We start from the raw sequence: 26,438 nt of genomic DNA, 5'->3' as shown, positions 1-26,438 counted from the left end.
CGTGGGTATCCGCGAGATCATCGAAGGAAAACGGGAGTGGCGGGCGCACACGGCGCGGGTCAAGAAACTCCCGGAGGATTACCAGATCGTCTACAACGAGATTCAAAAATACTATTTCAAGGTCGGCCCGGTCGATATGATCGAGGGAAAGCTGCTCCAGGGCATCCTCGACTTCTTCGAGGAAGGAGTCCGGTCCGGTAGAGGAGTCATGGAGCTCATCGGCCCCGACGTCGCGGGATTCTGCGACGACCTGATCAAGGATTCCCGAACCTTCGCCGACCTCTACCACGAGTCGGCCGCCGAGAAGGGCCACAAGTAACCGGGCCACCGAAGCGAAATGTATTCATTTCCAACAGGTCTGGGCGGCGGGCCGCGATCCGATCGGTATCCGGCTCGCCCGGGCAAATCCCGGAACCGTGGCAACCCTTCGGTTAACGTCGGAGCGTGACCCTCCTGCCCCGTCGGCCGTGGCGCGCGTGGTCGGCCATCGCTGCACTGCTGTTGCTGGTGCTCGCCGCCACCCCGGCCGGGGCCGACCCCGTCCAGGCCAGTGATCTGTACCCGGACCCGACCGGGGACGCCTTCCTCGACCTGAAGTTCCCCACCCGCGCCACCGCCGCGCCGCACACCGACGGCGTACTCGACGACCTCCCCAACAGCACCATCCTGGCCAGCCGCGCCATCACCGTCACCGCGCCGCTGAAACTGACCGCCACCTTCCAGGCCTGGCAGGCCTGGTTCCGGACCACCGCCGCCGACGGCGCCCCCGAGGCCTCGGTCACCACCATCCTCAAACCCCTCGAGTGGAACGGGCGGGTGGTCGCCGACAACTACGCCATCGACAGCCTCGGCCTGAAATGCAACCCGTCCTACGAATTCGTGCACGGCCTCGTACTCGAGATCCCCGACATCACCCGCCAACTGCTGTGGCGCGGTTACGCGGTGGTGATCACCGACTACCAGGGACCCGAAATGGCCTACGCGCACGGACCGACCATGGGCCGCGAGGTACTCGACGGATTGCGCGCCGCACTGCACTTCCCGCCCGCCGGACTCGACGGCAGCCCCGCCGCGATGATCGGCTACAGCGGCGGCGCCACCGCCACCGTCTGGGCCGCGCAACTACAACCGCAATACGCGCCGGACCTGGTGCTGCGCGGCGCCGCCGCCGGCGGCACCCCCGCCGACCTCGGCCTCACCCGCGCCACCATGGACGGCCGGACCCCCGCCTCCGTGCTGTATCTGATGGCGGTGGTGGGGGTCGCGCGCGTCACCCCCGGCGCCCTGGACCTGGTCAACGACCTCGGCGCCGCCGGAGTGCGGCTGATCAAGAACTTCTGCGCCAGCGCGGCCCCGCTCGGCCTGATCCCCGAGCCGGTGCCGCTGTCGCTATCGCTGTTCACCAAGGTCGACCCGTACGAAACACCGATCGCCAAACAGATCCTGCGGGAAACCCGCGCGGGCGGGCTCATCCCGACCATGCCGATCTACCTGTGGCACGGCCGGTTCGACCAGTGGATCCCGGTCGAGGGCGCGGAAACCCTCGCCCGGGAATGGGTGGCCGGCGGCGCGTCGGTGGTGCTCAACGAATTCCCCTGCGAACACTTCACCTGCTCGGCGCTGCCCGCGGGGCTCGACCAGATCGACCGCTGGCTGGGCCGCACCGTCTGACCTCCGCGAAAACCCTACGCGGCCTTGTATTTCCGCAGATACTCACCGGTCAGCGAGGTCGGGTGGGTCAGCAACTCGGCAGGAGTCCCGGTGAACACCACCTCCCCGCCGTCCTTGCCGCCGTCGGGCCCCAGATCGATCACCCAGTCGGCGTGACCCACCACATCCAGGTTGTGTTCGATCACCACCACCGTATTGCCGCGATCCACCAAACCGTCCAACAGACCGAGCAGCGTATCCACATCCGACATGTGCAGGCCGGTGGTCGGCTCGTCCAACACATACACACTGCCGACATTCCCCAGTTGGGTCGCCAACTTGATGCGCTGCCGCTCACCACCCGACAGCGTGCTCATCGCCTGGCCCAGGCTCAGATACTCCAGACCCACCTCGTTCATCGTGCGCAACTTCGCATGAATCGCCTTCTCCGCGAAGAACTCCAGCGCCTGCTCCGCCGACATCGCCAGCACATCGGCGATCGAAGCGCCGCGCACCGTATGCGCGAGCACGTCATCGGAGAACCGGCGGCCGTCACAGGCGTCGCAGTGCGTGGTCACCGGATCCATATAGGCGATCTCGGTGACGATCACCCCGCGCCCCTCACACTGTTTGCACGCGCCCGCCGAATTGAAGCTGAACAACGCGGCCGACTGCCCCGTGGTCTTGGCGAACAGCTTCCGGATCGGATCCAGCAACCCCAGATAGGTGGCCGGCGTCGACCGCGACGACGCACCGATCGCGGACTGGTCGACGAAGATCGCCTCCGGATACCGGCGCACGAACACATCCCGGATCAAACTGCTCTTCCCCGACCCGGCGACCCCCGTCACCGCGGTGAGCACACCCACCGGGATGCCGACCGTCACATCCTTCAGGTTGTGCACGTCCGCATGCTCGATCAGCAACTCGCCCCGCGGTTCCCGGAACCGCGTCTTCACCGCGAACGGCCGTCGCAGCCCCGCCCCGGTCGGGGTGTCGGCGGCCCGCAGCTGCGCGAACCCGCCCTGGAAGACGATCCGCCCGCCGTGCACGCCCGCGCGCGGCCCGACATCGACGATATGGTCGGCGATCCGGATGACATCGGGATCGTGCTCCACCACCAGCACCGTATTTCCCTTGTCCCGCAACGCCCGCAGCAGCGTATTCAACCGGCCGACATCGCGCGGATGCAATCCGACGCTGGGTTCGTCGAAGATGTAGGTCAACCCGATCAGCGTGCTGGACAGATGCTTCACCATCTTCAACCGCTGCCCCTCACCGCCGGACAGGGTGGACGTCGGCCGGTCCAGGCTCAGATAGCCCAGCCCGATATCGGCGACCCGGCCCAGCGCGGCCACGATCGCGTCGGCCAGCCCGCGTGCCGCCGGATCGGTGATTCCCGCCACCACCGTCATCAAATCGGTGATCTGCATCCGCGACCAGTCGGCGATATTGCGGCCGTCGATCCGGGTGGCCAGCGCCGCGGCGTTCAACCGGGCGCCCGCACAGGACGGGCAGACACCCTCGGTGAGGAACCGCTGCATCTGCTCGCGCGTCTTCTCGCTCAACGCCGAGGTGTCGCGTTGCAGCCGGGTGCGGGTGAATTTCGCCGCCACCCCTTCATAATTCGCCTTCCAGGTGCCCTTGGCGAAGGTCAACTCCACCGTGCCGCCGCTGCCGTAGAGCAGATCGTGGAATTCCTCGGCGGTGTAATCGGCCAGCTTCTTGTCCGGATCGAAACGCCCCGACTCGCCGTACAACTTCCACTCGTTGCCGCCTGGACCGTGGCCCGGCAGCAGGATCGCGCCCTCGTTGAGCGAACGGGTGCGATCCACCAGCCGGTCCGGATCCACCCGCACCGTCACACCCAGTCCGTCGCATTCCGGGCACATGCCCTGGGGCACATTGAACGAATAGTGGTAGACGAACCCCGCCGACGGGCTGCCGAACCGGGCGAACATGGCCCGCACCATCGAATAGATATCGGTCATCGTGCCCACCGTCGAGCGCGGGCCGCCGCCCACCGGCTGCTGATCGATGATCACCGGCGCGGTCAGATTGTCGATCGCCTCCGCGTGCGGTCGCTCGTAGCGGGGCAGGAAATTCAGGATGAACGCCGGAAACGTCGCGTACAGCTGCCGCTGCGCCTCCACGGCGACGGTGTCGAACACGATCGAGGACTTCCCGGAGCCGGACACCCCGGTGAACACGGTGATCTTGTTCTTCGGGATATCGAGCGACACGTCACGCAGGTTGTGCTCGCTGGCCCCCAGCACGCGGATCACGTCGGGGACGGTGGCATCGGTGAATGGCATGCCGACAACCATGCCATCCCGTACCCGCAAAATGCGGGCGTAAGTGTGACGCAAATCACATAACTGTCGGTTGTCTATCGCCCTCGCGCCTGTGCAACGCCGCGTTCAACGCAGCAGCTCGAGCACCGGCGCGAACGTCTCCATCGCATCCTCGAGCACCGTGAAATAGGTGAACCCGTAGCGGTCGGCGCGCTCGCGCACCCGCGCCGCCATCTCGCGCGGCGTGCCGAGCAGCAGCGTCGGCATCTCCTCCGGCGCCGCCACCAATTCGGGGTCGAAGATCCGGGCATACCGGTCCAGCAGTCCCGACCGTTCGCCCGGGCCCGCGACCCGCTGGATCATGCTGTTGAACTCCACCGTCGCCGCGCGTGCACCCAGCAGCCCGCGCACATAGGCGATGCGCGCATCCAGTTCCCCGGGCCCGGCCAACCGCAACCGGCCGCCGTCGTGCACGGCCGACGCGCCCGGCAGCGCGACGATATCGGCCTGTTCGGCGGCCAACCGCAGCAGCCGGTCGCCCCAGCCCGCGAGCAGAATCCGCGGCGGCGTGCCGGTGAACGCCGACCGCAGCCCGGTCACCACCTCGGCCAGATGCGCCACTCGCTGCCCGCCGGTCCGGAACGGGATACCCGCGGCGTCGAATTCGGCTTTCACATAGCCCGCACCCAAACCCAGCTCCACCCGGCCGTCGGTGCACAGATCCAGCGTCACCGCGTCGCGGGCCAGCAGCGCCGGAGTGTAGAAGGCGGCATTGAGCACGAAGGTGGTCAGCCGCACCCGCTCGGTCGCCTCCGCCGCCGCCAGCAATGCCGGGAACGGCGCGGGCCGCCGGGTGCCGAGATGATCGGACACTCCGATCACGTCGAACCCCAATTCCTCGGCCCGGCGGCACTTCTCACGCCACCGCGACCGCGATTCGGCGACCATCATCGTCACGCCAAACCGGAAATCACGCGCCACCGTCACGTGTCTTCTATACCCCGGCCGACGTCACTGTGACGTCATCGCAGTAGCTCGATCACCGGCGCGAATCGTTCCATGCTGTCCTCGAGGACCGTGATGTAGCTGAACCCGAACCGTTCCCGATGTTCACGCACCCGTTCCGCGATCTCGGCCGGGGAGCCGGTGAGGAAGATCGGTGACTCACCCGGATGCTCGACCAGTTCCGCGAGCAGCAGCGCGGCGTGCTGGCGCAGCAACTCCTGCTGCTCGTCCCGCGACATCACCCGCTGCACAAGCACATTCAGCTCGACATCGCGTCCGCCGAGCAGCCCGCGCAGATATGCCACGCGTGCGTCGAACTCCGACGGGCCCGCGATGCGCAGGCCGTGGCCGTCCGCGGCGCTGGCCGCGCCGGTGAATCCGATGATGTCGGCGTGCTCGGCGGCCAGCCGCAGCAGCCGCTCACCCCAGCCCGCGATCAGCAGTGGTGGGCCGTCCGGCTGCACCGGATGCGGCTGGAATCCCGCACCCGTGAACGACTTCCGCAGCGTCACCACCGTCTCGGCGAGTTGTTCGACCCGTCGCCGCCCCGATTCGAACGCGATACCCGCCGCGTCGAATTCGGCCTTCACATATCCGGCACCCAAACCCAATTCGATCCGGCCGTCGGTGAACAGGTCCGCACCCGCCGCATCCCGGGCCAGCAGCACCGGGTTGTAGAAGGGCACATTCAGCACGAACGTGGTCAACCGGACCCGCTCGGTGGCCTCCGCCGCCAGGATCATCGCCGGAAACGGCGGCGCCATCCCCAAATGATCGGCCACGCCGATCACGTCGTAACCCAATTCCTCGGCCCTACGGCACTTTTCGATCCACCGGGCCCGTGACTCGGGCACCGTCATATTCACCCCGAACCGGAACGACCGCACAGTCATGCCGCCGTTCTACCCTGAGACACGCCATCCCGCCATGTCACAGTGACGTCACCGTCCGGACAAGGCCTGAACCCAATTCCTCGTGGTTCTACCGAAAGCCGCGCCGTGACGCCAAAACAGGCCGAGTGACCAACTGTGCAATAGAGTGGTCGCCGAGTGTTCGCTGTATGTCGCCCGATGTCGTTTCACCAGATACGAGAGGGTTAACCGATGGCCACACAGCTAGATCCCGCGGTGCAGGAGTTCGTCGAGGCGCTCAACCAGAACGATCCGGACCGCTTCTTCGCCACGCTCACCGACGACGCCACCATGTCCGACGACGGCGTCGAACGCAACCTCGCCCAATGGACCGATTCGGAGATCTTCGGCGCCAACGGCCGGATGAACGTCGAATCCGTCGGCCCCGGCGGCACCGAACTCGTCGCCGACTACACCAACTCGCGCTGGGGTTCCATGCGCACCGCCTGGCGGTTCACCGTGCGCGACGGCAAGATCAGCCGATTCGAAACCGGCCAGGCCTGAACACATCCCACCCGCCGACGCCCGGACTGATATCTTGCGCACGTGTTCGTCGCGCCCCGCTACGGCACCGGGTCACTCGCGGATCTGCTGCCGTCCCTGCTGGCCTGCCTCGGCGTGCCCGGTGAAACCGACCGGCTCGGCCTCGGCCTGACCGCGCGCCGGATCTGCGTGCTGCTGGTGGACGGACTCGGCGCCGACGCGCTGGCCGCGCATCCGGCCGCGGCGCCGTTCCTGTCCGGCCTCGCCCCCGCCACCATGACCGCGGGCTTCCCCAGCACCACCGCGACCAGCCTGGCCTCGTTCGGCGTCGGCGTCCCGCCCGGCGCGCACGGCATCGTCGGCTACCTGTTCCGGGTGCCCGGCCACGACAAACCGCTCGCACCGCTGGCCTGGCGGCTGCACGGCGACGGCACCGATCAGCGCGCCCGCCTGGTGCCCGAGCAGTTCCAGCCCACCCCAACGGTTTTCGAACGCGCCGCCGCCGACGGTGTCGCCGTCACCCAGGTCGCGCCGCGCGGGCAGGCCGACTCCGGGCTGACCAGAGCGGTGTTGCGCGGCTGCGTATTCCGCGCCAAGGTGTCCGACGGCGACCTGATCGCCCAGGTCGCCACCGCCATCCGCGACGGCGACCGGGCCCTCGTCTACGCCTACCACCCCGACCTGGACACCACCGGGCATATGCGCGGCCCCGATTCACCGGCCTGGCGTCACGAACTCACCCACGTCGACCGGCTCGCCGCCGATATCGCCGAAAACCTGCCGCCCGACGCGGTTCTCGTGGTCACCGCCGACCACGGCATGGTCGCGCTCACCGACCGCGTCGACTTCGACACCACCGTCGCCCTGCGCGACGGCGTCGCCCAACTCGGCGGCGAGGCCCGCGCCCGCCACGTCTACACCCGCGACGGCGCCGCCGCCGATGTCGCCGACACCTGGCGTGCCACCCTCGGCGCCGACTTCGAGGTGCTCACCCGCGACGCCGCCATCGCCCGCGGCTGGTTCGGCCCGGCCGTCGCCACCCACGTCGCCGACCGCATCGGCGATCTCGTCGTCGTCGCGCACGGCAGCCGCGGCGTCGTGCGCACCGGCGTCGAACCCCTGCAATCCGCCCTTGCCGCACACCACGGTTCGCTCACCGCCGCCGAGATGAACGTCCCGCTACGCACCTTCCGCGCCTGATTCGGTGTTCGGCCCACCCGAGGGAAGACTTCGGGTAAGTGATCGGATCAGCCCACGTAGCATCGCCCTGTGAGACACGGAATTCACTGCCTTATCGGCGCTTTCGCCGCCACCGCGATTGCGGTAGCGGCTCCCGCCGCCTCCGCCGTCCCGACCGACTCGTCCGGGTTCCTGAACCTGGAAGTGATCATCGTCGGCAACCCGCCGGAAGAGGTCATCGTCGGCGGCGACACGCCCGCGCGGAGCCATCTGGATTCGTGCTGGGCCACTGGCTTCCCGCGTGACATCGACTTCCACAACCTCGGCACACGGAACGTCCTGGTGTATGCGTCCAAAGACTGCACCGGTGCACCCAGTGCCGTTGTGCCGTGGGGTACTTCAGGCACCTACTACGGTTGGTCGGCAAAGGCGGCCGGGTAGACGGCCGGCGCGCCTGGTCGGCCGGTGCACCGGGCACTGACATAGGCTGAGGCGACCCGTCCGACCGACCCCGAGGAACAAACCAGGATGACGCGAGACTTCCCGCGCCCGCGAACCCGCGCCGCCGTACTGCTCTGCGCCGCGATCGCGGCGGCGCTCACCGGGTGTTCCGAGGTCAAGACCGCGCTCAACCGCGGCGGCGACACCCCGTGCAGCGAATACGTCAAACAGGATCAGGACACCCAGCGCGTCACCATCACCAAATTCGTCAAACAGCAGACCAACGACGATCACGAACCCGCGGGCACCGTCGTCGATCTGACGATGGCCTCGGTCGGCGTGCTGTGCGGCGTACAGGCCAACGCCGACACCCCGATCAAGAACGCCGACGTGGCAGGGATTTTCATCAAGAAGTAAAACGGAACCCGTCCCGGTAAAACCCCCGCAGCGCCCCCCTGCATACGCCATCATGAGAGAGCGAAACCGAGTTCACAACGACGATGGGGTTTGCGAGGTGGCACCCGTGCGCACCCTCACCCGGCAGCGCGCCGAACTGGAGAAGGAATGGGAACGCTGGGCCGCGACACCGAATCTCGCCGCCCGGCCACCGCGCACCACCTCCCTGCTGCGCACCGAGGTGGCCCGATCCTGGGAGCGGTCGCTGCACACCGTCGACCCGGCCACCACCGTCGCACCCGGCGTCGGTGATATCGGCGCCCGCTGGACCGAATCGCCGCTGCGCCAACCGATCACCCAGATCGGTGACCAACTGCGCGGTATCGCCGAGGATTCCGGCTACCTGGCCGTGGTCAGCGACACCGACGGCACCATCCTGTGGTCGCGCGGCGATCGCGCGCTGCGCCGCCACGCCGAGGCGGTGAACTTCGCGCCCGGCGGCTGCTGGGACGAAAGCCATATGGGCACCAACGGTTTATCGCTGGCCCTGCACACCGACAAACCCGCCACCGTCTTCGCCGCCGAACACCTCGTCGCCGCCCTGCACGGCTGGGTCTGCTACTCGGTGCCCATCCACGGACCCGACGGCCGCCCCCTCGGCGTGCTCGACCTGTCCAGCACCTGGGAACGCTCACATCCGCTGGTGATGTCGACGGTGCGGGCGCTGGTCACCGCCGTGGAAACCATCCTGCGCGCCTCCGCGCCCGCACCGACCCCCGGCGTCCGGCTCGAATGTCTCGGCGCGACAAGGCTGTTGCGCGACGGCCGCCCCATACCGCTGCCGCCGCGGCAACTCGAGATCCTGACCCTGCTCGCGCTGGCGCCCGACGGATTCACCCCCGAACAGTTGCACGCCGCCGTCTACGGCGACCGCACCGTCTCCGCGAGCACCCTCAAAGCCGATGTGTCCCACCTGCGCCGGGCCACCGGCGGGGAAATCGCGCCGCGCCGGTACATGCTCACCGGACCCATCTCCTGCGACGCGGTGGACCTGCTCGCCGCCATCTCCGCCGGCGACACCACCTCCGCGGTATGGCTGTACCGGGGTCCGCTGCTGCCCGGCTCCGACACACCCGGCGTCGTGGAATGGCGGGCCCACCTCGACGTCGGCGTCCGCAACGCGGTCCTGGCCAGCGACCGCGCCGAACACGCCATCACCTTCGGCGAACGCGCACCCGGCGATATCGAGATCCACGAACACGCGCTGCGCCTGCTGCCCGCCGACGACGTGCGCCGCGCCGTCGTCACCGCCCGCCTGCACACCGCGCTGCGCTCCTGAACACCGGCACCAACCTCGCACCAACCTCGGCGGTCCATAGTGACCCCCGTCAGGAGATGTCCGCCCGAGGAGCGACCGCCATGATCTACGCCAAACCGGGGTCCGAAACCGGCATCGTCAGCTACGCCACCCGCTACGACAACTTCATCGGCGGGGACTGGGCGGCCCCCATCGAGGGACGCTACTTCGACAACCCGTCCCCCGTCGACGGCGAAACCTTCTGCGCGGTACCGCGTTCCACCGCCGCCGACGTCGATATGGCGCTGGAGGCCGCGCACCGCGCCGCCGCGGCCTGGGGCGCCACCTCGGTCACCGAACGCGCCAACATCCTCAACAAGATCGCCGACCGGCTGGAGAACAGCCTCGAACCGCTCGCCGTCGCCGAAACCTGGGACAACGGCAAACCCGTCCGGGAAACCCTCGCCGCCGACCTGCCGCTGGCCGTCGACCACTTCCGCTACTTCGCCGGCGCGATCCGCGCGCAAGAGGGCAGCATCGCCGAAATCGACGCCGACACCGTCGCATACCACTTCCACGAACCGCTCGGCGTCGTCGGCCAGATCATTCCGTGGAACTTCCCGATCCTGATGGCGGCGTGGAAACTCGCACCCGCCCTCGCCGCCGGCAACTGCGTCGTCCTCAAACCCGCCGAGCAGACCCCGGCGTCGATCCTGCTGGTGGTCGAGCTCATCGCCGACCTGCTGCCGCCCGGAGTCCTCAACGTGGTCAACGGATTCGGTGTCGAGGCGGGTAAACCGCTGGCCTCCAGCCCGCGGGTGGCGAAGGTCGCCTTCACCGGCGAGACCACCACCGGTCGGCTCATCATGCAGTACGCCAGCGAGAACATCATCCCGGTGAGTCTGGAACTGGGCGGCAAGAGCCCCAACATCTTCCTGCCCGACATCATGGCCGCCGACGACGACTTCCTCGACAAGGCCGTCGAAGGGTTCGTCATGTTCGCCCTCAACCAGGGCGAGGTGTGCACCTGCCCGTCGCGGGCGCTGATCCACTCGTCGATCTACGACGAATTCCTGTCCCGCTGTATCGAACGCACCAAGGCCATCCAAGGAGGTAACCCACTCGACGACACCACCATGATCGGCGCGCAGGCCAGCAACGACCAATACGAAAAGATCCTGTCCTATATCGATATCGGCAGGCAGGAAGGCGCCCGCGTACTCACCGGAGGGGAAGCACGCAAGGTGGACGGCCTGCCCGGCGGGTACTACATCCAGCCGACCATCTTCGAGGGCGACAACACCATGCGGATCTTCCAGGAGGAGATCTTCGGACCCGTGGTCGCGGTGACCCGGTTCGACACCGTCGAGGAAGCGGTGCGCATCGCCAACGACACCCTCTACGGGCTCGGCGCGGGCGTCTGGACCCGCGACATCTCCACCGCCTACCGGATGGGCCGCGCGATCAAAGCCGGCCGGGTCTGGACCAACTGCTATCACGCCTACCCGGCGCACGCCGCGTTCGGCGGATACAAGAAGTCCGGCATCGGCCGGGAGAACCACAAGATGATGCTGGAGCACTATCAGCAGACCAAGAACCTGCTGGTCAGCTATTCCCCGGCGAAACTCGGATTCTTCTGATGCACCAGCGCATCCATCGCGTCGACCTCACCGACGCCGCCCGCACCGTGCTGCGCAGGCTGATCGAGCAGCACGGCCCCGTGCTGTTCCACCAGTCCGGCGGCTGCTGCGACGGCAGTTCACCGATGTGCTTCCCCGCCAAGGAATTCCGGGTCGGCGCCGCCGACGTGCTGCTCGGGCATCTGCCCTGGCACACCGAATTCTGGATGAGTGCCGACCAATTCGAACTGTGGAAACACACCCACCTCACGGTGGATGTCGTCGACGGCCGCGGCAGCGGCTTCTCGCTCGAAGCGCCGGACGGTGTGCGTTTCATCATCCGGTCGCGGCTGTTGACCGACGCGGAGACCGAGGCGCTGGCGGCTGCACCCCCGCCACGCACCGGCGCCGATCGTATGACCTAGGTACTGGGAGCCCAGGCACACAGACGAACCGGCGACGGCGTCCGCCAGGTGGCACGCAGACCCACCTGGCGGACGTCTCTTTCAGCTCTTTCAGCGACCGGGCAGGAAACGCAGGCTGCGGGCGACCGTCATCAGGAAACGCTGCCACTTGTCCTGCGAAAATCCCGGGGGCGCATCGAGATTCAGGAACCGGGTGACCACGACGGTCTGCGGTTCGGTGAACTTCAGCAGACCGTCGGGGCCGTGGCGGCGGCCGACACCGGAGATGCCCATACCGCCCATCGGGGCGGCGGTGCTGCCCCACGCGGGCGCGTAACCCTCGTCGACACAGACGGTTCCGGCGTGCAGGCGCGCCGCGATCGCCTCGCCGTCGGCCTTGCTCGCCGCCCACACGCTCGCGTTCAGCCCGTATTCGGTGTCGTTGGCCAGCCGGATCGCCTCCTCGACATCGTCGAACGGGTAGATCGACACCAGCGGGCCGAAGGTTTCGTCGCGGCCGCACTCCATCTCGTCGGTCACCTCGGCCAGCACCGTCGGCTCGAAGAACAGCGGGCCCAGCTCCGGGCGCGCCTTGCCGCCCGCCAGGATCCGCGCGCCCTTGGAGGTGGCGTCGGCGACATGTTTGGCCACCGTCTCCAGCTGCGCCGCCGAGATCAGGCTGCCGATATCGGTCGAATAGTCGTATGCCGCACCGATTTTCGCGGCGTTCACCGCGGCGACGAACTTCTCGGTGAACTCGTCGGCGACCGCGCGCTGCACATACAGCCGTTCGATGGAGATGCACAGCTGCCCGGCGTTGGAGAAACAGGCGCGCACCGCCGCCTTGGCGGCCTTGCCCAGATCGGCGCCGCGGGTGACGATCATCGGATTCTTGCCGCCCAGCTCGGCGGAGAACCCGATCAGCCGCCGCCCGCATCGTTCGGCCAGCGTGCGGCCGGTGTCGGAGGAGCCGGTGAACATCAGATAGTCGCAGGCGTCGACGATCGCGGTACCCACCACCGTGCCCGCGCCGGGCACCACCGCGAACAGATCCCGCGGCAGCCCCGCCCGGTACAGCAGTTCGGCGTTGGCCAGCGACGAATACGGTGTCTGGCTGTCCGGTTTCACCACCACCGCGTTACCGGCCAGCAGCGCCGGGATCGAATCGCCCACCGACAGCAGCATCGGATAGTTCCACGGCGCGATCACCCCGACCACCCCCTTGGGCTGATGATGCACCGTGGCCCGGTTCAACACCGGGAACGCGCCCGTCACCTTCTCGGTCCCCAGCAGGCCGGGCGCCACCCTGGCGAAGTAGCGGGCCGCGAACATCAGGCCCATGATCTCCTCCTGGGCCGCCCAGCGCGCCTTGCCGGTTTCGGCCTGCACCACATCCATCAGGTATTCGCGCTGCTCGACGATCAACGCCCGATAGCGTTCGAACACCTGAGCCCGCTCCCGCGGCGTGCGCGCGGCCCAACGCGCCTGCGCAGCACGGGCCTTCGCGAACGCGGCCTCGACATCGTCCGCGGTGCCCACCGGTACCTCGCCCAGCGCCCGCCCGGTGAAGGTCTCGGCGATGGTCCTGCTCTGGCGCGCCTTCGGATCGTCGATCGCCGCGAGCGCGCTCAGACGGTCGAAAACGGCGGGTTCCGGCGCCGGCATCGTTGCCTCCTACTTGTCAGTAACCGAGAGATACACACAACATACGCCCCAGCCCGCCGCCCACACATCGTCCGCGGGGCGGATCGGCGGGAACTGCCCGATGTCCGGCGGCTCGGGAATTCCTCAGGACATTCGACTGTCGGGTCAGTCGCGTCGCCCTGGCCAGCTGTAGTCGTATGTCAGGGAGAAGGTGCGTCTGATCCAGTCCTCGGTCGATTCGCCCGGCGCGGGCCTGGCGGCCGTCTCGATGATGTCCGCCCTTGTCGCGGCCACCGCCGCCGAGCAGTCCACCGCGGACAGCAGCATCCCGGTCCGCAAGGTCAGTTCGTGGACTTCCCAGTACATCCAGGCCGGCCAGAATCCCATGTGCAGATACGGGCGGTTCGGGATGTCGCCGCGCCCGATCAGCAGGCGCCCGGTGAAAGCCACCGGAATATCCAGCCCCCGGTAATGCCAGGACCATCCGGAGGACCATCCGTCGCGATCCCGCTCTGGTTGTACGCCAGCGAGCCGGGCCGGTTCATCCGTCGACCCGAGTTCGAGCTCCCGCAGGACCAACCGTTGCTCGACGACGGCGTATTCGCAGACGTAGCCGCGGTAGCAGCCTGTGCTGAATGCCCTCGGCTCGAGGCCGTGCGCGACCGGGTCGAACAGGCCCGTGCCGTCGATCGCGGTCACCGCGAACTCGTCCCCGTCGAACAGCACCCCATCGGGCGCCTGCGATGTCATGGCGAGAACACTAGATATCGATCCCAGGCGCGCGCCACCGTGCAAAGCCGCCCGGGCCGTCGAATCTCATTGCCCCTGCGGCATATTCACCGCTGGTCGGCGCTGAGGTCGATGCGGATGGTCAGCAGGTCGGTGCCGAGCACGCGGACGTTCCAGCTGTTGAAGCGCGGCAGCCGACGTAGGCGTTCGCGGGCGTCGTCGTCCGGCAGCGGGTGGGCGGTGCCCGTATGCCAGCGGCCGCGGATCTGAAGGCGGACACGGGGATCGGCTTGGATATTGCGCACGTAGTCACTGGCATACCCGTGGTTGCTGACCAGCCAGAACGAGCCGCCGACCAGGCGACCGCCGACCGGTGTGCGGCGGGGTAACCCGCTGCGGCGGCCGTTCGTCTCCAGCAGGGCCTGACCGGGCAGGTAGCCGACCACATGGCGCATCAGCGGGTTGGCGATGCGGCGGTGATACCAGCCGACGCGTCTGCGCTTCACCGTTGCCGAATCCCGTTCGGGGGTGGTCGATTTCGAACGTCCGATCATCTGCCGCGACCTCGATTCTTGTCGGAACTGTCAGTGCCGACAATTGTTGTAGGTACTGGAAGTTCCGTCAATGGCTAAGCTGGCATCCGTGCCGCCGAACCCGAAGCTTCGCCCCCACACCGGACGCCGTCGCAACGACGCTGCCCGGCAAGCGATCCTGACCGCGACGACCGATCTGCTCGCGCGGCGCGGCACCACCGTGACCATCGGCGACATCACCGCCGCGGCGGGCGTGAGCAGGCATACGATCTACCGCTGGTGGCCGTCCAGGGGCATGCTGCTGCTGGAGGCGATGGCCGAATGGGCACGCGAGGGCGCCCCCGCCCCGGATACCGGCACACTCGCCGAAGACCTGAAAATCTTCCTGACCGCCACCTTCGCCGCGGCGGCCGCGCCACCCGCCGCAACCCTGCTGCGCGCCGTCCTCGCCGAGGCCCAATCCGATTCCGCCACCGCGGAATTGCTCGCCGCGTTCGCGCGTGATCGCCGCGGCGTTCTGCATCGAATCCTGGAGCGGGCGCAGGCCCGTGGCGAGCTGGCCGCCGACACCGACCGCGAACTGGTGATCGACCAGGTCTACGGCGTTCTCTGGTACCGCCTGACCGTCGCCCGCACCCCGCTGGACGCCGAAACCGCCGAGCGCCTGGCGGGTTCGTTGCTGAAACAATGAAACTCATCGGCACCGCCGCTCGGGAAAAGTCAAATCCGGTCTCGCTCAATGGGACACGGGTAATCGACGGGTCGGTATGTGGAACCCGTTCTGTTACGTTCGGCGAATGTTCAGAGCGAGGCTCGGTGTCCGCACGCGGATACTGGCGATCGCGCTCGTCCCGAGCCTGACGCTGCTCGTGGTCGGCGTGGGCGCGGCGGGATATCTGGTGGCCGAGGGCTACCACGCCAAACAGTGGGCCGCCGAAATGCAGAAAGCCGTCCCCAACACCCGCGAACTGCTCGAGGCGGTCCAGCTGGAACGCCAGCTCACCCTCGCCCAACTCGCCGGCGACGACACCGTCGGCCCCGCGCTCGCCGCCGCCCGCGTCCGCCTCGACGCCGCGCTGCGCGGGCTCGTCCAGGCCGCGGGCGGCCTGCAAAGCCTGGATTCGGAGAAGATCGGCGACAACGTCGCGGGCTTCAGCACCCTGGCCCAGAGCATGACCGCGATCCGCACCCAGGTCGACGCGGGCCTGCTCCCGGCGCTGGACGCCTACAACTTCTACAACCGGTTGCTCGACGTCATCCAGGTCGGCACCCGCATCGCCGAACAGACCGCGCCCGACGCCGAGATCACCAACCAGATCAATACCGGCATGGAAATCCTCTACGTCACCGAATCCATGTCCCGCAGCAACGCTTTGGGCCTCGCGCTGGTCAACGGCAACGGTCAGGGACTGGTGCCGCTGGAGGAATTCCTGCGCCAGGCCGGCTTCTACCACACCGAAATCGCCTACCTCGCACCCGAACTCGACGAACTGCAGCACGACGGCACCAAGGCCATCACCACCAGCCCCGCCTTCCAGCAGCTCACCGCCATGGAAAATGCCATCGCGCAACGCACCACCGTGCAGGCCAACGCCGCCGCCAATGCCGCGGCCAACCCGGCGTCGACCGGCAAGAGCGGCAAACAGTCCGACCCACTGCCGCCGCTGCCGATGAGCATCACCGAATGGCAGAACGCCGCCACCGAGGTCAACAAGAAACTCATCGACACCTGGATCGCCCAGAACAAGGCCACCCAGAAACTGGCCGAGGACAAGGCCGCCGACAATATCGAAAGCTCCCTCTACGCCGGTGCGGGCGTCGTCGCGGTCAGCCTCGCCGCCTTCCTCGTCTCCGTCCTGCTGGCCAACCGGATCATCCGGCGGCTCAAGCGACTACGCGGCCAAACCCTGCTGCTCGCCGACGAACGACTACCCGAGATGATGCAGCGGCTGCGCGACGGCGAAACCATCGACCCCACAGCCGAATCCCCGCGCCTGGACTACGGCCACGACGAAATCGGCCAGGTGGCAAAGGCATTCCAGCACGCGCACGCCGCCGCCGTCGCGGGCGCCGTCGCCGAGGCCCGCACCCGCGAAGGCGTGCGCGCGGTCTTCCTCAATATCGCCCACCGCAGCCAGATCGTGGTGCACCGGCAACTCGAGATCCTCGACGAAGCCGAACGGCGCCAAGAGGATCCGGCGCTGCTGGACACCCTGTTCCGGCTCGACCACCTCGCCACCCGAGAACGCCGCAACGCCGAAAACCTCATCATCCTCGGCGGCGGGCGACCGGGCCGCCAGTGGCGCAACCCCGTCCCCCTCGTCGACCTGGTGCGCAGCGCCATCGGCGAAACCCTCGACTACGCCCGGGTCCGCGCCGCCCGCCTACCCGAGGTGCAGGTCGCCGGCGGTGTCGTCGCCGACCTCATCCACCTGCTCGCCGAACTCCTCGACAACGCCACCGCCTTCTCCCCGCCGCAGTCACGGGTCGAGGTGTCGGGCAATATCGTCGGCAAGGGCGTCGTCGTCGAGATCACCGACCAGGGCATGGGCATGCCCGGGACCGAACAGGCGCGCGTCAACGAAATGCTGAGCGACCCACCCGATTTCGGTGTCGCGGCACTGTCGGCCGACTCCCGGCTCGGCCTGTTCGTCGTCGCCAGACTCGCCACCAGGCACGGCGTGCAGGTGCGGCTGGTCGACTCCGACTACGGCGGCATCCGCGCCATCGTCCTCATCCCCTCGGCGCTGTTGGCCGGGGAGGCAACGGCTTTCACGCCACTCGAACTCACCGACCCGGGCCGCCGCCCGCAACCCGCACCGCAGGCCGCACTCGGAACCGCGCCGTTCACCGCCGAACCCGCCGTCGCCGCGACACCCGCCGCGACCCTGCTCGCCGACCCGCCGAACCCGTTGCCGGGCAACGATTCCGGAACAAACGGGACGCCCACCACGACACCCGACGGCCGACCGGCATTGCCGCGTCGCAACCGGCAGGCTAGTCTCGCTCCACAGCTGGCGGACCCGGCCGACCCACAGCCGGCCGCCACCGAAAGACCCGAACGTGCGCGCTCGGCCGAACAAGCCAGAGACCTCATGTCCGCCATCGAGAACGGAACCCGCCAGGGCCGGAAGCCGCTGTCCGACACGACATTCCCGGCCAACGGCAGCACGGCCCCGGACGAACAGGAAGGCTAAGTGTCCACTTCCAGCGCAGGCGATCTCAACTGGCTACTCGACGACCTGGTGGACCGGCTCGCCGGTGTCCGCCAGGCGGTGGTGCTGTCCACCGACGGGTTGCTGCTCGGCCGCTCCTCCACCATGAACCGTGAGGACGCGGAACATTTCGCCGCCATGTCGTCCACCCTGTACGGACTCGCCCGCAGCGCCGGCAGCCGCTTCGACGGCGGCGGCGTGCGCCAGGCCGTCATCGAACTCGACCGCGCGGTCCTGTTCGTCACCTCCGCGGGCGATAACGCCTGCCTGGCACTGCAGGCCGCCGAAACCGCCAACCTCGGCATGGTGGCCTACGAGATGAACCTCACCGTGCAGCGGGTCGGCACCTATCTGTCCACCAGCCCCCGGCACGGACTCGCCGAATTGTAGGAACCACCATGACGCGTCGCTTGGGTGAGCCCTGGTTCGACGAAGCGGCCGGCCCCCTGGTCCGGCCGTACGCCGTCACCAGGGGACGCACCATCGGAGCAGGCCACGACCTGGACATGCTCACCGTGGTCGTCGTCGCCGACCGGGCGCCGACCCTGCGCCGCGCCGAACCCGAATACGCGCAGATCCTCCGGCTGTGCCGCGAACCCCAAACGGTGGCCGAGGTGGCCGCCGCCCTCAAACTGCCCTTGGTGGTGACCAAGATCCTCGTCGGCGACCTCATCGGCGAGGGACACCTGACCTTCCGCGCTCCGGTGCAGCCGGAGGCCGGACCCGGCGATCTCAACGTATTGCGAGCGGTACTGGATGGCATCCGAAAACTTTGACCCCCCACACCTGGCCGCCTCGGTCAAGGTCCTCATCGCCGGCGGATTCGGCGTCGGCAAGACCACCATGGTGTCCTCACTCAGCGAGGTCGCGCCACTGCGCACCGAGGAGCTGATCACCGAACTCAGCACCGGCGTCGACGACCTGTCCGGCGTCGAACAGAAGGCCACCACCACGGTCGCGCTCGACTTCGGCCGCATCACCATCGACCGCGACCTGGTGCTCTACCTGTTCGGCACACCCGGCCAGGACCGGTTCTGGTTCCTGTGGGATGAACTGGCCCGCGGCGCGCTCGGCGCCATCGTGCTCGCCGACACCCGCAGGCTCGGCAACTCCTTCGCCGCCGTCGACTTCTTCGAACGCCGCGGCCTGCCGTTCCTGGTGGCCGTCAACTGCTTCGACGGCGCACCCCGATACACCGTCGCCGAAGTCCGCGAAGCCATCGACCTCGACCCAGACACCCCCGTACTGCTGTGCGACGCCCGCAACCGCGAATCGGCCAAAGCCGTCCTCATGAGCCTGGTCGAGCACCTCATCGAACGCGCGGGCCGCGCCCCGGTCGCCACGTAGCGCGGGGGCGCTCAGTTCAGCTGATGCAGCCACGCGTCGAAGAACAACGCGCCGCCCACCGCCAGCAGCACCGCCACCGGAATCGGCCACCACCCGCCGCGCCCGCGGCACGCGCGCAGCAAACGCACCTGGTACCAGCCGATTCCGGCCAGCAGGAGCACCCAGAGCGGGAACAATCCCACACCGAGCAGCGCGTGTACCGCCCACGCGCCCGCCAAAGTCGGCCCGCCCCAGGAATTCTGGTAGTCGTGGTCGGCGATCAGCGGATACAGTGCGCCGCGGGTGAACCCCAACACGGCCAGGAACGCCAGAAACCAGCTCAACAGGCCGACGATGCCGCTCAGCACCGAATGCACGATCGCACGCCATGCCGAAATATCGTCGGCGCCACCGAATTCGCCGAGCATCCGGCGCTCCGACCGCGCCATCGGCAATGCGAACGCGAACGGCAGCGCGAGTAACGCGTACCCTGCCAACCTCAGCAAGCGAACCACAGTGATCACGCCGCCGACCGTAACCGACGAGGTTGCCCGGCTGGAATTCACCGCGACGCCGGAGCATCGACTATCCGATCAGCTGAGCAGCCCAACAGCCGCCAGGAGCCGGCCCACTGATCTGCTTCATCCCGAAATTCACCGGCGCAGTAGAGATCTCGACCCGCGGTGGGGCCGATTGGGCATCGTTGTTGTCGGATACGGTCCGTAATGTTGCGACGGTGATAAAGCTCGACTCGGACAGTCTGCGGTTTCTGCTTGCCGAATATCCGCGGGACTGGTGGTCGGTAATGCCGGGGTCACTGGACGAGGTGAGAATGCTGGCCACCGATGCCGATCCGCTGATCCGGCGACAGACATGGGATGCCCTGGATCTGATTGTCGACGACAGCACCCGGGATGGCTTTTTCGGTGTGGTGATCAACCATCTCGACATCGAACAATTCCGGACGCTGCTGACCGACACGGATCCGGTGGTTCGAACCCGAGTGCGCTGGGTGGACACCCGCAGCTACAACCGGCCGCTCGTCACGATGGCGCTGGGGTTGCTGGCCGACGAACGTTTCGCCTATGCCTGGCCGGAATGCATCGAGGTACTGCGCAGGCCGATCGACGTCGACCGCTTGCTCGAAGCGCTGACGGATGCGGCGAGCGATGAGCTGGCCGCGCGACTGTTGGTCACGCTCGGCCTACCCGCCTCGACTCGGTTGCCCGAGATCCCACCCGAGCTGCCGGCCTCGCCCATCGAATGCCCGTATTTGCCGTGGAAGTGCGGCGCCGAGACCACGCACCAATGCAGGCACCTGCCCGTTGTTGTTGCGCTGCTTGGTAGTTCGTTCGAATCGGTTCGACAGGACGCGATGCGGGCACTGTATCGTTCGGGCCTGGGCACAGTCGATCTCCTGCGGTCGGTGCGCCGGTCGAATCCGTCCATGCGGCGAGCGGCACTGACTGTGCTCGCCGAATTCGGGTGGCAGCACATCCCCGCGGAGGATCTGCTGATCCTGCGGCGGTTGATCCGGATGAAGCAACGGATCGAGGAACCCGAACCGCGGGATGGGATTCCGGACGGAGCGTGGTATGCGTTGCGGACCACCGATCAGGCCGCGGTCCTGGACGCGCTCGACCTCACCGATCCGGTTCCCGCGACGATGCGCATGGGATTCGCGTGGCCGTGGGACGCAACCATGTACGGGCCGCGCGGCCACCGGTACCCGGAAGTGTTCGTCACACCGGCACTGGACGGGTGGACCCTGGTCTTCTGCAATGACGCGCTCGGCGCGGCGACGCCTGGCTCGACCTCGATACAGAGCCGGTACGCGATGTATCGGCGGATGGAGCAATTGAGCCAGCGGTTCGGAATCGCGCACTGGTACGAAAGCTTCGGCGAATACAGCTATGGCGAGTTCGTGTCGAGCCAGTGGTGCATCGCCCGAGACGGCGAAATCAGCATGCACTGTGTGTCTTCCGACGACGTCTGGGTCTACCGGTGCGAGGAAGACGATCCCGTGGACTCACTCGGCGAGCTGAACGAGTGGATCGAGGCCAACACTCTGGTGCCTTGCTCGGCGCAGGAAGACCGGGATCGGGCAGCGGCATATGCGGCCGTGCTGGACGAGCGCGCCGGCGACGATCGCCTACCTCCTGAAGGCGAGGAGCCCGACTACGCCCGAACCGACCGGAATGACGATTACGCGACAAATCGGGATCAGGATCTGGTCTTCGGAGCACATTCGGTGGCACAGCGATTGTCGATAGACCTCCAATCCCTCGGCCCCCACACCACGGTCGTAGGCACGGGAGTACTCGCCGTACCGCGCTCGCTTCGCCACCTCCTACGCCGCGGCGCCCTCCCGATCTGACAGCGAAAAGAGTTGGTGTACAGCGCTTTTCCGCCGTACCCGGCGCTGTCGCCGAAATCGCTCGCGGATACAGTGCACCGCGGTGGCCGAGGTTCCGGCGGCAGGTCTCAGTCGAGTCGGCCCGCCGCGACCAAGTCGTCGAACAGCAGCTGGTCCACCGGCGGCACCGCCGCCCGGTCGGCGTACCCGAACCACGCCAGCTCCTCGATTTCGCTGCTGGCGGCGATGGTTCCGCGATAGTCGGCGGTGTAGCAGCTCATCCGCACCAATGTCCGCGCGCCGTGGCGGGCCTCGTAGGTGCCGACGTGTGCGACGGTGTCCGGCAGCAGCGACACCGTCAGCTCCTCCTCGATCTCCCGCAGCAGCGTCTGCAGATCCGTCTCCGCCCCTTCGCGTTTCCCGCCGGGAATATAGAACACATCCTTGCCGCGCGGCCGCGCGCACAGGATCCGCCCGGACTCGATCCGCACCCACGCCACGGTATCGATCAACTCGGTTTCGGTCAGTGCCACCCGCGCAGCGTAATCGGCGCAGCCGGGGTCCGAGCCACCGACCCGAACGGCGCGCCAGCTACTCAGCTTTGGGAATACCGGCCGCTCGCTCGATCGATACCGTTATTCCGGTCAGCTCGCTGACCACCTCAATTACCGGCCTGCTCAGGCCATTTCCCCTCCGGACCCGACAGACGAGGAATCCGACCATGTCGTCGACAAGCAAGCTCATGACGATACTGCTGACCGCCCCCGTCCTCGCGACAACGATCGCCCTGGCGCCGACAGCGCTGGCGCAGCCAACCGGGCCGACCGAATCGACCGAGCCGACCCAGCCAACCGAGCCGACCGATTCGGCGGATCCATCCGACCCGGCAGAGCCCGACCCGGCCCAACTCGACTCCATGCACCGGGGCCAATCCGGCTGCTTCTCATGGTCGTGGAAGCCCGGCCCCTGGACCACGACCGTCTACTGGCACAACCAATGCTCGACCACGAAAACCCTGCGGATCGCGTGGTCGGAAGAAATCCCGATCGCCAGGCATTACCGCGTTCGCGGCGACGGTAAAGGCCATGCGAAAGGCGGGGGCCACCCGGTGGCCATCGAACAGGAATGAGCTGTCGCCGATCTAGGACATCCCCGAAAGGCGCCCTGCTGGTTGCGGATTCGGCGCTCAACCGCCGGTGACGACCAGCGATTCGACACCGGCGGGCAGGCTGGTGTCGGCGGCCGCCTCGATGAGGAAACCCTCGAGGGTCGCGCGGAAGGCGGTGGCGGCGTTGGTGGGCGCGACATCCTTGCGGTGGGCCAGCGCGACCGTGCGGTGCAGGCCGGGTGAGCCGCCGTCGATCGACAGCGGGATGCCGCGCAATGCGGGGCGTCCGGCCAGCACCATGCTCGGCACCACCGCGACCCCGAGACCCACCTCCACGAACCGCAGCACCGCGTCCATCTCCCCGCCCTCCACCGCGAAACGCGGTTCGAACCCGGCGCTGCGGCACGCCTTGATCGTCGCCTCGCGCAGGTCGTAACCCGACCGGAACATCACCAGCGGACGATCCCGCAGATCGGTGATCCGAAGATACCGGCGATTCGGCAGCGCACCCGCCCGCGCGGCGACCATCAGGTCCTCCCGCAGGATCGGGGCGGTGACCAGCGGCGTGTCGTCGGCCAGCGGCAGGATCACCAAAGCCAGGTCGAGCGCGCCGCGGGTCAGCTCCCGCACCAGATCCCGCGAGCCGCTCTCCTCTACCAGCAATTCGATTCCGGGATAGGTGTCGCGGAAGCGTCGCAGCACATCGGCCAGCAAACCCGACGACAGCGACGGCGTCGCCCCCACCCGGACCCGCCCGCGCCGCAACCCCGCCAATTCCTGCACCTCGCGCCGCGCGGTATCCACATCGGCCAGAATCCGGTTCGCCAGCGGAAACAGCGCCTCACCTGCCGGTGTCAGCGTGATATTGCCCCTGGCCCGGCTGAACAGCGCCGCACCGAGCTCGGTCTCCAACGCCCGGATCTGCTTGGACAGCGAGGGCTGCGCGACACCGAGCACCTCGGCCGCCCGCGTGAAATGTCTGGTCCGCGCGACGGCCAGGAAATACGACAACTGCTGCAACTGCACAGTCGATAACGTACGGCTATCGAGCCGGGAATCTCGATTCCCGAGACGACCATCACGCCGGGCCTGTGAAAGCCCTCACTCCGCGAATTCCCTACAGGCCGTAGTAATTACCGCGACAGCTGCCGTCATAGACCACGGCCATCGAGACCAGTCCGCCGCGGACTTGGACCCGCCGAACGGCCCGGACGTACTTTCCGCTGGTGGCTATCGCAATTCCGGTGCTGTACCGCTCGACGGTCGGGAAGAAGGCCGTCATGGCGGTGACCGGCACCGTCCTCGTGCTCTACCTGGTCGCCCACATGGCCGGGAACCTGAAGATCTTCCTGGGCGCGGCGACCTTCGACCACTACGCCGACTGGTTGCGCACCATCGGCGAACCCGCGATCCCGCACCGCTGGTTGCTCACCGGCGTCGAGATCGTGCTCGGCGCCAGCGTGCTGCTGCACATGTGGTCGGCGATTTCATTGGCCCGCACCGCAATTCGCGCGCGGCCGGTCAAGTACGCGGCCAAAAGGAAGTCGCACGCCAACGGCTACGCCGTCTACACCATGCGCTACGGCGGCATCGTCATCGCGCTGTTCATCGTCTGGCACCTGCTCGACCTGACCGTCGGCGCGGTCAACCCCGGTGGTGCGGGCGCCACCCCGTACGCGAAGGTCGTCGCCGACTTCCAGCCCGCGCACTGGTACATCACGCTGTTCTATCTCGCCGCCGTGCTCCTGGTCGGCCTGCATCTGCGGCACGGCATCCGCAGCGCCTTCCAGACACTCGGCCTGGGCAACGGCCACCGCTACGACCTGCTCGCGGCCGCCGTCTCCGTGCTGCTGGTCGCCGGATTCCTGGCCGTCCCGATCTCCGTCACCGTCGGATGGGTGAAATAACATGAGCGACAACCTCTTCCACACCGGCGCACCGATCGCCGACACCAAGTCCCCGGCCGGACCGATCGCCGAACGCTGGACCACCCGCAAATTCGAGGCCAAACTGGTCAACCCGGTGAACAAGCGGAAGAAGCGGGTCATCGTCATCGGCACCGGGCTGGCCGGCGGCTCGGCCGGCGCGACCCTCGGCGAGCAGGGCTACCACGTCATCCAGTTCTGTTTCCAGGACTCCCCGCGCCGGGCCCACTCGATCGCCGCGCAGGGCGGCATCAACGCCGCCAAGAACTACCGCAACGACGGCGACAGCGTGCACCGCCTCTTCTACGACACCGTCAAGGGCGGCGACTACCGGTCCCGCGAATCGAATGTGCACCGCCTCGCCGAGATCTCCACCCAGATCATCGACCAGTGCGTCGCCCAGGGCGTGCCGTTCGCCCGCGAATACGGCGGCCTGCTGGACAACCGCTCCTTCGGCGGCACCCAGGTCTCGCGCACCTTCTACGCTCGCGGCCAGACCGGGCAGCAGCTGCTGCTCGGCGCCTACCAGGCGCTGATGCGGCAGGTCGACGCGGGCACCGTCGAACTGCACGCCCGCCACGAAATGCTCGACCTGATCATCGCCGACGGCGCGGCCCGCGGTGTGGTGGTCCGCGACCTGATCACCGGCGAGATCACCTCGCACACCGCCGACGCGGTGGTGCTGGCCTCCGGCGGATACGGCAACGTCTACTTCCTGTCGACCAACGCCATGGGCTCCAACGTCACCGCGGCATGGCGTGCGCACAAGCACGGCGCGTACTTCGCCAACCCGTGCTTCACCCAGATCCATCCCACCTGCATCCCGGTCTCCGGCGAACACCAGTCGAAGCTGACGCTGATGTCGGAATCGCTGCGCAACGACGGACGCGTGTGGGTGCCCGCCAAGGCGGGCGATCACCGCAGGCCCGGCGATATCCCCGAGCATGAACGCGACTACTACCTCGAACGCATCTACCCCGCCTTCGGCAACCTGGTCCCGCGCGATATCGCCTCCCGCGCGGCCAAGAACGTCTGCGACGAGGGACGCGGCGTCGGACCCGGCGGGCTCGGCGTCTACCTCGACTTCGCCGACGCGATCGCACGCCTCGGCCTGGACGCGGTGCAAGCCAAGTACGGCAACCTCTTCACGATGTACGAGCGGATCACCGGCGAGAACCCCTACGAGATGCCCATGCGCATCTACCCCGCCGTGCACTACACGATGGGCGGCCTGTGGGTCGACTACGACCTGCAGTCCACCATCCCCGGACTGTTCGTGATCGGCGAGGCCAACTTCTCCGATCACGGCGCCAACCGGCTCGGCGCGTCGGCGCTGATGCAGGGCCTCGCCGACGGCTACTTCGTGCTGCCCACCACCCTCGGCGACTATCTCGCCCGCGGCCCCGTCGGGGAGGTGCCGGCCGCGGCGGTCGCGGCGGCCGAGGGCAGGGTCACCGCGATGATCGACCGGCTGCTCTCGATCAAGGGCGACCGCACGGTCGACTCCTTCCACCGCGAACTCGGCCACCTCATGTGGGAGTACTGCGGTATGGAACGCACCGAGGCGGGCCTGCGCAAGGCGCTCGCCCTCATCCCCGCCCTGCGCGCGGAGTTCTGGGAGCGGGTCAACGTGCCCGGCTCCGGCGACGACCTGAACCAGTCGCTGGAACGCGCCGGCCGGGTGGCCGACTTCCTCGAACTGGCCGAACTCATCGTCATCGACGCCCTGCACCGCACCGAATCCGCGGGCGGCCACTTCCGCGCCGAATCCCAGACCGAGGACGGCGAGGCGCGCCGCGACGACGACAACTTCTCCTACGTCGCCGCATGGGAATGGAACGGCCCCGGCGAACCGCCCACCCTGCACCGCGAGGCATTGACCTTCGAATACGTCCACCCGACCACCCGGTCCTACAAGTAGGG

Annotated in this window: 27 protein-coding genes; 18 read left to right on the top strand and 9 right to left on the bottom strand. The window is 67.8% G+C overall.

The genetic code is table 11. The features are described 5' to 3' along the window. The first annotated feature begins 1 nt into the window (after nt 1). Nucleotides 2–319 carry a DUF1048 domain-containing protein gene (locus tag LGY53_RS33035; RefSeq protein WP_225730619.1) on the top strand — a complete coding sequence of 106 codons (318 nt, stop codon included), beginning with the start codon at nt 2–4 and terminating at the stop codon, nt 317–319. A gap of 125 nt (nt 320–444) precedes the next feature. Beyond that, nucleotides 445–1,671 (top strand): lipase family protein, encoded by a 1,227-nt coding sequence (locus LGY53_RS33030; protein WP_225730618.1) that lies wholly within the window; start codon nt 445–447, stop codon nt 1,669–1,671. A 14-nt stretch (nt 1,672–1,685) separates the two neighbouring features. Here LGY53_RS33030 and LGY53_RS33025 read toward each other — a convergent pair whose 3' ends face one another. From LGY53_RS33025 to LGY53_RS33015, 3 genes are all read right to left on the bottom strand, one after another. Beyond that, on the bottom strand, nt 1,686–3,965 hold the full coding sequence (locus LGY53_RS33025; RefSeq protein WP_225730617.1) for an excinuclease ABC subunit UvrA: 2,280 nt from the start codon (nt 3,963–3,965) through the stop codon (nt 1,686–1,688). A 105-nt stretch (nt 3,966–4,070) separates the two neighbouring features. Next, complete coding sequence (locus tag LGY53_RS33020; protein WP_225730616.1) at nt 4,071–4,931, bottom strand: TIGR03621 family F420-dependent LLM class oxidoreductase; 861 nt, start codon at nt 4,929–4,931, stop codon at nt 4,071–4,073. Nucleotides 4,932–4,966: 35 nt separating this feature from the next. After that, entirely contained in the window at nt 4,967–5,842 is an 876-nt protein-coding gene (locus LGY53_RS33015; protein WP_225730615.1) for a TIGR03621 family F420-dependent LLM class oxidoreductase, read from the bottom strand. 210 nt (nt 5,843–6,052) lie between these two features. Between LGY53_RS33015 and LGY53_RS33010 the strand changes: the two genes are divergently transcribed. The 7 genes from LGY53_RS33010 (at nt 6,053) to LGY53_RS32980 (ending at nt 11,700) form a co-directional block, all read left to right on the top strand. After that, nucleotides 6,053–6,364 carry a nuclear transport factor 2 family protein gene (locus LGY53_RS33010; protein WP_167474978.1) on the top strand — a complete coding sequence of 104 codons (312 nt, stop codon included), beginning with the start codon at nt 6,053–6,055 and terminating at the stop codon, nt 6,362–6,364. A 42-nt stretch (nt 6,365–6,406) separates the two neighbouring features. Further along, nucleotides 6,407–7,543 (top strand): alkaline phosphatase family protein, encoded by a 1,137-nt coding sequence (locus LGY53_RS33005; protein ID WP_225730614.1) that lies wholly within the window; start codon nt 6,407–6,409, stop codon nt 7,541–7,543. 69 nt (nt 7,544–7,612) lie between these two features. After that, nucleotides 7,613–7,963: a hypothetical protein gene (locus tag LGY53_RS33000; RefSeq protein WP_225730613.1), complete on the top strand. Its 351-nt coding sequence runs from the start codon at nt 7,613–7,615 to the stop codon at nt 7,961–7,963. 87 nt (nt 7,964–8,050) lie between these two features. Next, complete coding sequence (locus LGY53_RS32995; protein ID WP_225730612.1) at nt 8,051–8,380, top strand: hypothetical protein; 330 nt, start codon at nt 8,051–8,053, stop codon at nt 8,378–8,380. 97 nt (nt 8,381–8,477) lie between these two features. Continuing rightward, entirely contained in the window at nt 8,478–9,698 is a 1,221-nt protein-coding gene (locus LGY53_RS32990) for a transcriptional regulator (RefSeq protein ID WP_225730611.1), read from the top strand. An 80-nt stretch (nt 9,699–9,778) separates the two neighbouring features. After that, nucleotides 9,779–11,296 carry an aldehyde dehydrogenase family protein gene (locus tag LGY53_RS32985; RefSeq protein ID WP_225730610.1) on the top strand — a complete coding sequence of 506 codons (1,518 nt, stop codon included), beginning with the start codon at nt 9,779–9,781 and terminating at the stop codon, nt 11,294–11,296. Beyond that, nucleotides 11,296–11,700, top strand: a complete 405-nt coding sequence (locus tag LGY53_RS32980) for a DUF779 domain-containing protein (RefSeq protein WP_225730609.1) — start codon at nt 11,296–11,298, stop codon at nt 11,698–11,700. Before LGY53_RS32985 ends, LGY53_RS32980 begins: the two co-directional genes overlap by 1 nt. 90 nt (nt 11,701–11,790) lie before the next feature. Here LGY53_RS32980 and LGY53_RS32975 read toward each other — a convergent pair whose 3' ends face one another. The 3 genes from LGY53_RS32975 to LGY53_RS32965 form a co-directional block, all read right to left on the bottom strand. Continuing rightward, nucleotides 11,791–13,344, bottom strand: a complete 1,554-nt coding sequence (locus tag LGY53_RS32975; protein ID WP_225730608.1) for a succinic semialdehyde dehydrogenase — start codon at nt 13,342–13,344, stop codon at nt 11,791–11,793. 144 nt (nt 13,345–13,488) lie between these two features. Continuing rightward, entirely contained in the window at nt 13,489–14,073 is a 585-nt protein-coding gene (locus LGY53_RS32970; RefSeq protein ID WP_225730607.1) for a hypothetical protein, read from the bottom strand. 86 nt (nt 14,074–14,159) lie between these two features. Beyond that, the gene (locus LGY53_RS32965; protein WP_374111264.1) at nt 14,160–14,606 is read right to left on the bottom strand and encodes a nitroreductase/quinone reductase family protein; all 447 of its coding nucleotides are present in this window, start codon (nt 14,604–14,606) and stop codon (nt 14,160–14,162) included. 70 nt (nt 14,607–14,676) lie between these two features. On the opposite strand from LGY53_RS32965, the gene LGY53_RS32960 reads away from it, so the two are divergent. From LGY53_RS32960 to LGY53_RS32940, 5 genes are all read left to right on the top strand, one after another. Then, nucleotides 14,677–15,276 (top strand): TetR/AcrR family transcriptional regulator, encoded by a 600-nt coding sequence (locus LGY53_RS32960; RefSeq protein ID WP_225730606.1) that lies wholly within the window; start codon nt 14,677–14,679, stop codon nt 15,274–15,276. A 106-nt stretch (nt 15,277–15,382) separates the two neighbouring features. Then, the gene (locus LGY53_RS32955) at nt 15,383–17,782 is read left to right on the top strand and encodes a nitrate- and nitrite sensing domain-containing protein (protein ID WP_225730605.1); all 2,400 of its coding nucleotides are present in this window, start codon (nt 15,383–15,385) and stop codon (nt 17,780–17,782) included. Beyond that, complete coding sequence (locus LGY53_RS32950) at nt 17,783–18,190, top strand: roadblock/LC7 domain-containing protein (protein WP_225730604.1); 408 nt, start codon at nt 17,783–17,785, stop codon at nt 18,188–18,190. Between the two features lie 8 nt (nt 18,191–18,198). Then, nucleotides 18,199–18,576 (top strand): DUF742 domain-containing protein, encoded by a 378-nt coding sequence (locus LGY53_RS32945; protein WP_225730603.1) that lies wholly within the window; start codon nt 18,199–18,201, stop codon nt 18,574–18,576. Next, nucleotides 18,557–19,147, top strand: coding sequence for an ATP/GTP-binding protein (locus tag LGY53_RS32940; RefSeq protein WP_225730602.1), 591 nt, complete (start codon nt 18,557–18,559; stop codon nt 19,145–19,147). The genes LGY53_RS32945 and LGY53_RS32940 overlap by 20 nt, the downstream gene beginning before the upstream one ends. 11 nt (nt 19,148–19,158) lie before the next feature. Here the strand turns inward: LGY53_RS32940 and LGY53_RS32935 are convergent, their stop codons facing one another. Beyond that, the gene (locus tag LGY53_RS32935) at nt 19,159–19,650 is read right to left on the bottom strand and encodes a hypothetical protein (RefSeq protein ID WP_225730601.1); all 492 of its coding nucleotides are present in this window, start codon (nt 19,648–19,650) and stop codon (nt 19,159–19,161) included. A gap of 212 nt (nt 19,651–19,862) precedes the next feature. Between LGY53_RS32935 and LGY53_RS32930 the strand changes: the two genes are divergently transcribed. After that, nucleotides 19,863–21,503, top strand: a complete 1,641-nt coding sequence (locus tag LGY53_RS32930; protein ID WP_225730600.1) for a hypothetical protein — start codon at nt 19,863–19,865, stop codon at nt 21,501–21,503. A gap of 107 nt (nt 21,504–21,610) precedes the next feature. Here the strand turns inward: LGY53_RS32930 and LGY53_RS32925 are convergent, their stop codons facing one another. Beyond that, on the bottom strand, nt 21,611–22,015 hold the full coding sequence (locus tag LGY53_RS32925; RefSeq protein WP_225730599.1) for an NUDIX domain-containing protein: 405 nt from the start codon (nt 22,013–22,015) through the stop codon (nt 21,611–21,613). Nucleotides 22,016–22,083: 68 nt separating this feature from the next. Here LGY53_RS32925 and LGY53_RS32920 point away from each other — a divergent pair, with 68 nt between their 5' ends. Beyond that, nucleotides 22,084–22,611 carry a hypothetical protein gene (locus LGY53_RS32920; protein ID WP_225730598.1) on the top strand — a complete coding sequence of 176 codons (528 nt, stop codon included), beginning with the start codon at nt 22,084–22,086 and terminating at the stop codon, nt 22,609–22,611. A gap of 57 nt (nt 22,612–22,668) precedes the next feature. Here the strand turns inward: LGY53_RS32920 and LGY53_RS32915 are convergent, their stop codons facing one another. Next, complete coding sequence (locus tag LGY53_RS32915) at nt 22,669–23,616, bottom strand: LysR family transcriptional regulator (RefSeq protein ID WP_225730597.1); 948 nt, start codon at nt 23,614–23,616, stop codon at nt 22,669–22,671. 200 nt (nt 23,617–23,816) lie between these two features. Between LGY53_RS32915 and LGY53_RS32910 the strand changes: the two genes are divergently transcribed. Together LGY53_RS32910 and LGY53_RS32905 are read left to right on the top strand one after the other, a co-directional pair. Beyond that, nucleotides 23,817–24,497 carry a succinate dehydrogenase cytochrome b subunit gene (locus LGY53_RS32910; protein ID WP_225730596.1) on the top strand — a complete coding sequence of 227 codons (681 nt, stop codon included), beginning with the start codon at nt 23,817–23,819 and terminating at the stop codon, nt 24,495–24,497. 1 nt (nt 24,498) lies between these two features. Then, nucleotides 24,499–26,436, top strand: coding sequence for a fumarate reductase/succinate dehydrogenase flavoprotein subunit (locus LGY53_RS32905; RefSeq protein WP_225730595.1), 1,938 nt, complete (start codon nt 24,499–24,501; stop codon nt 26,434–26,436). The last annotated feature ends 2 nt before the right edge of the window (nt 26,437–26,438 follow it).

This window comes from Nocardia sp. JCM 34519.1 (assembly GCF_020361265.1).
GTDB classification, from domain to species: domain Bacteria; phylum Actinomycetota; class Actinomycetes; order Mycobacteriales; family Mycobacteriaceae; genus Nocardia; species Nocardia arthritidis_A.
Note: the sequence above shows the minus strand (reverse complement) of the source record. Positions and strands in the feature narration are given on the sequence as shown.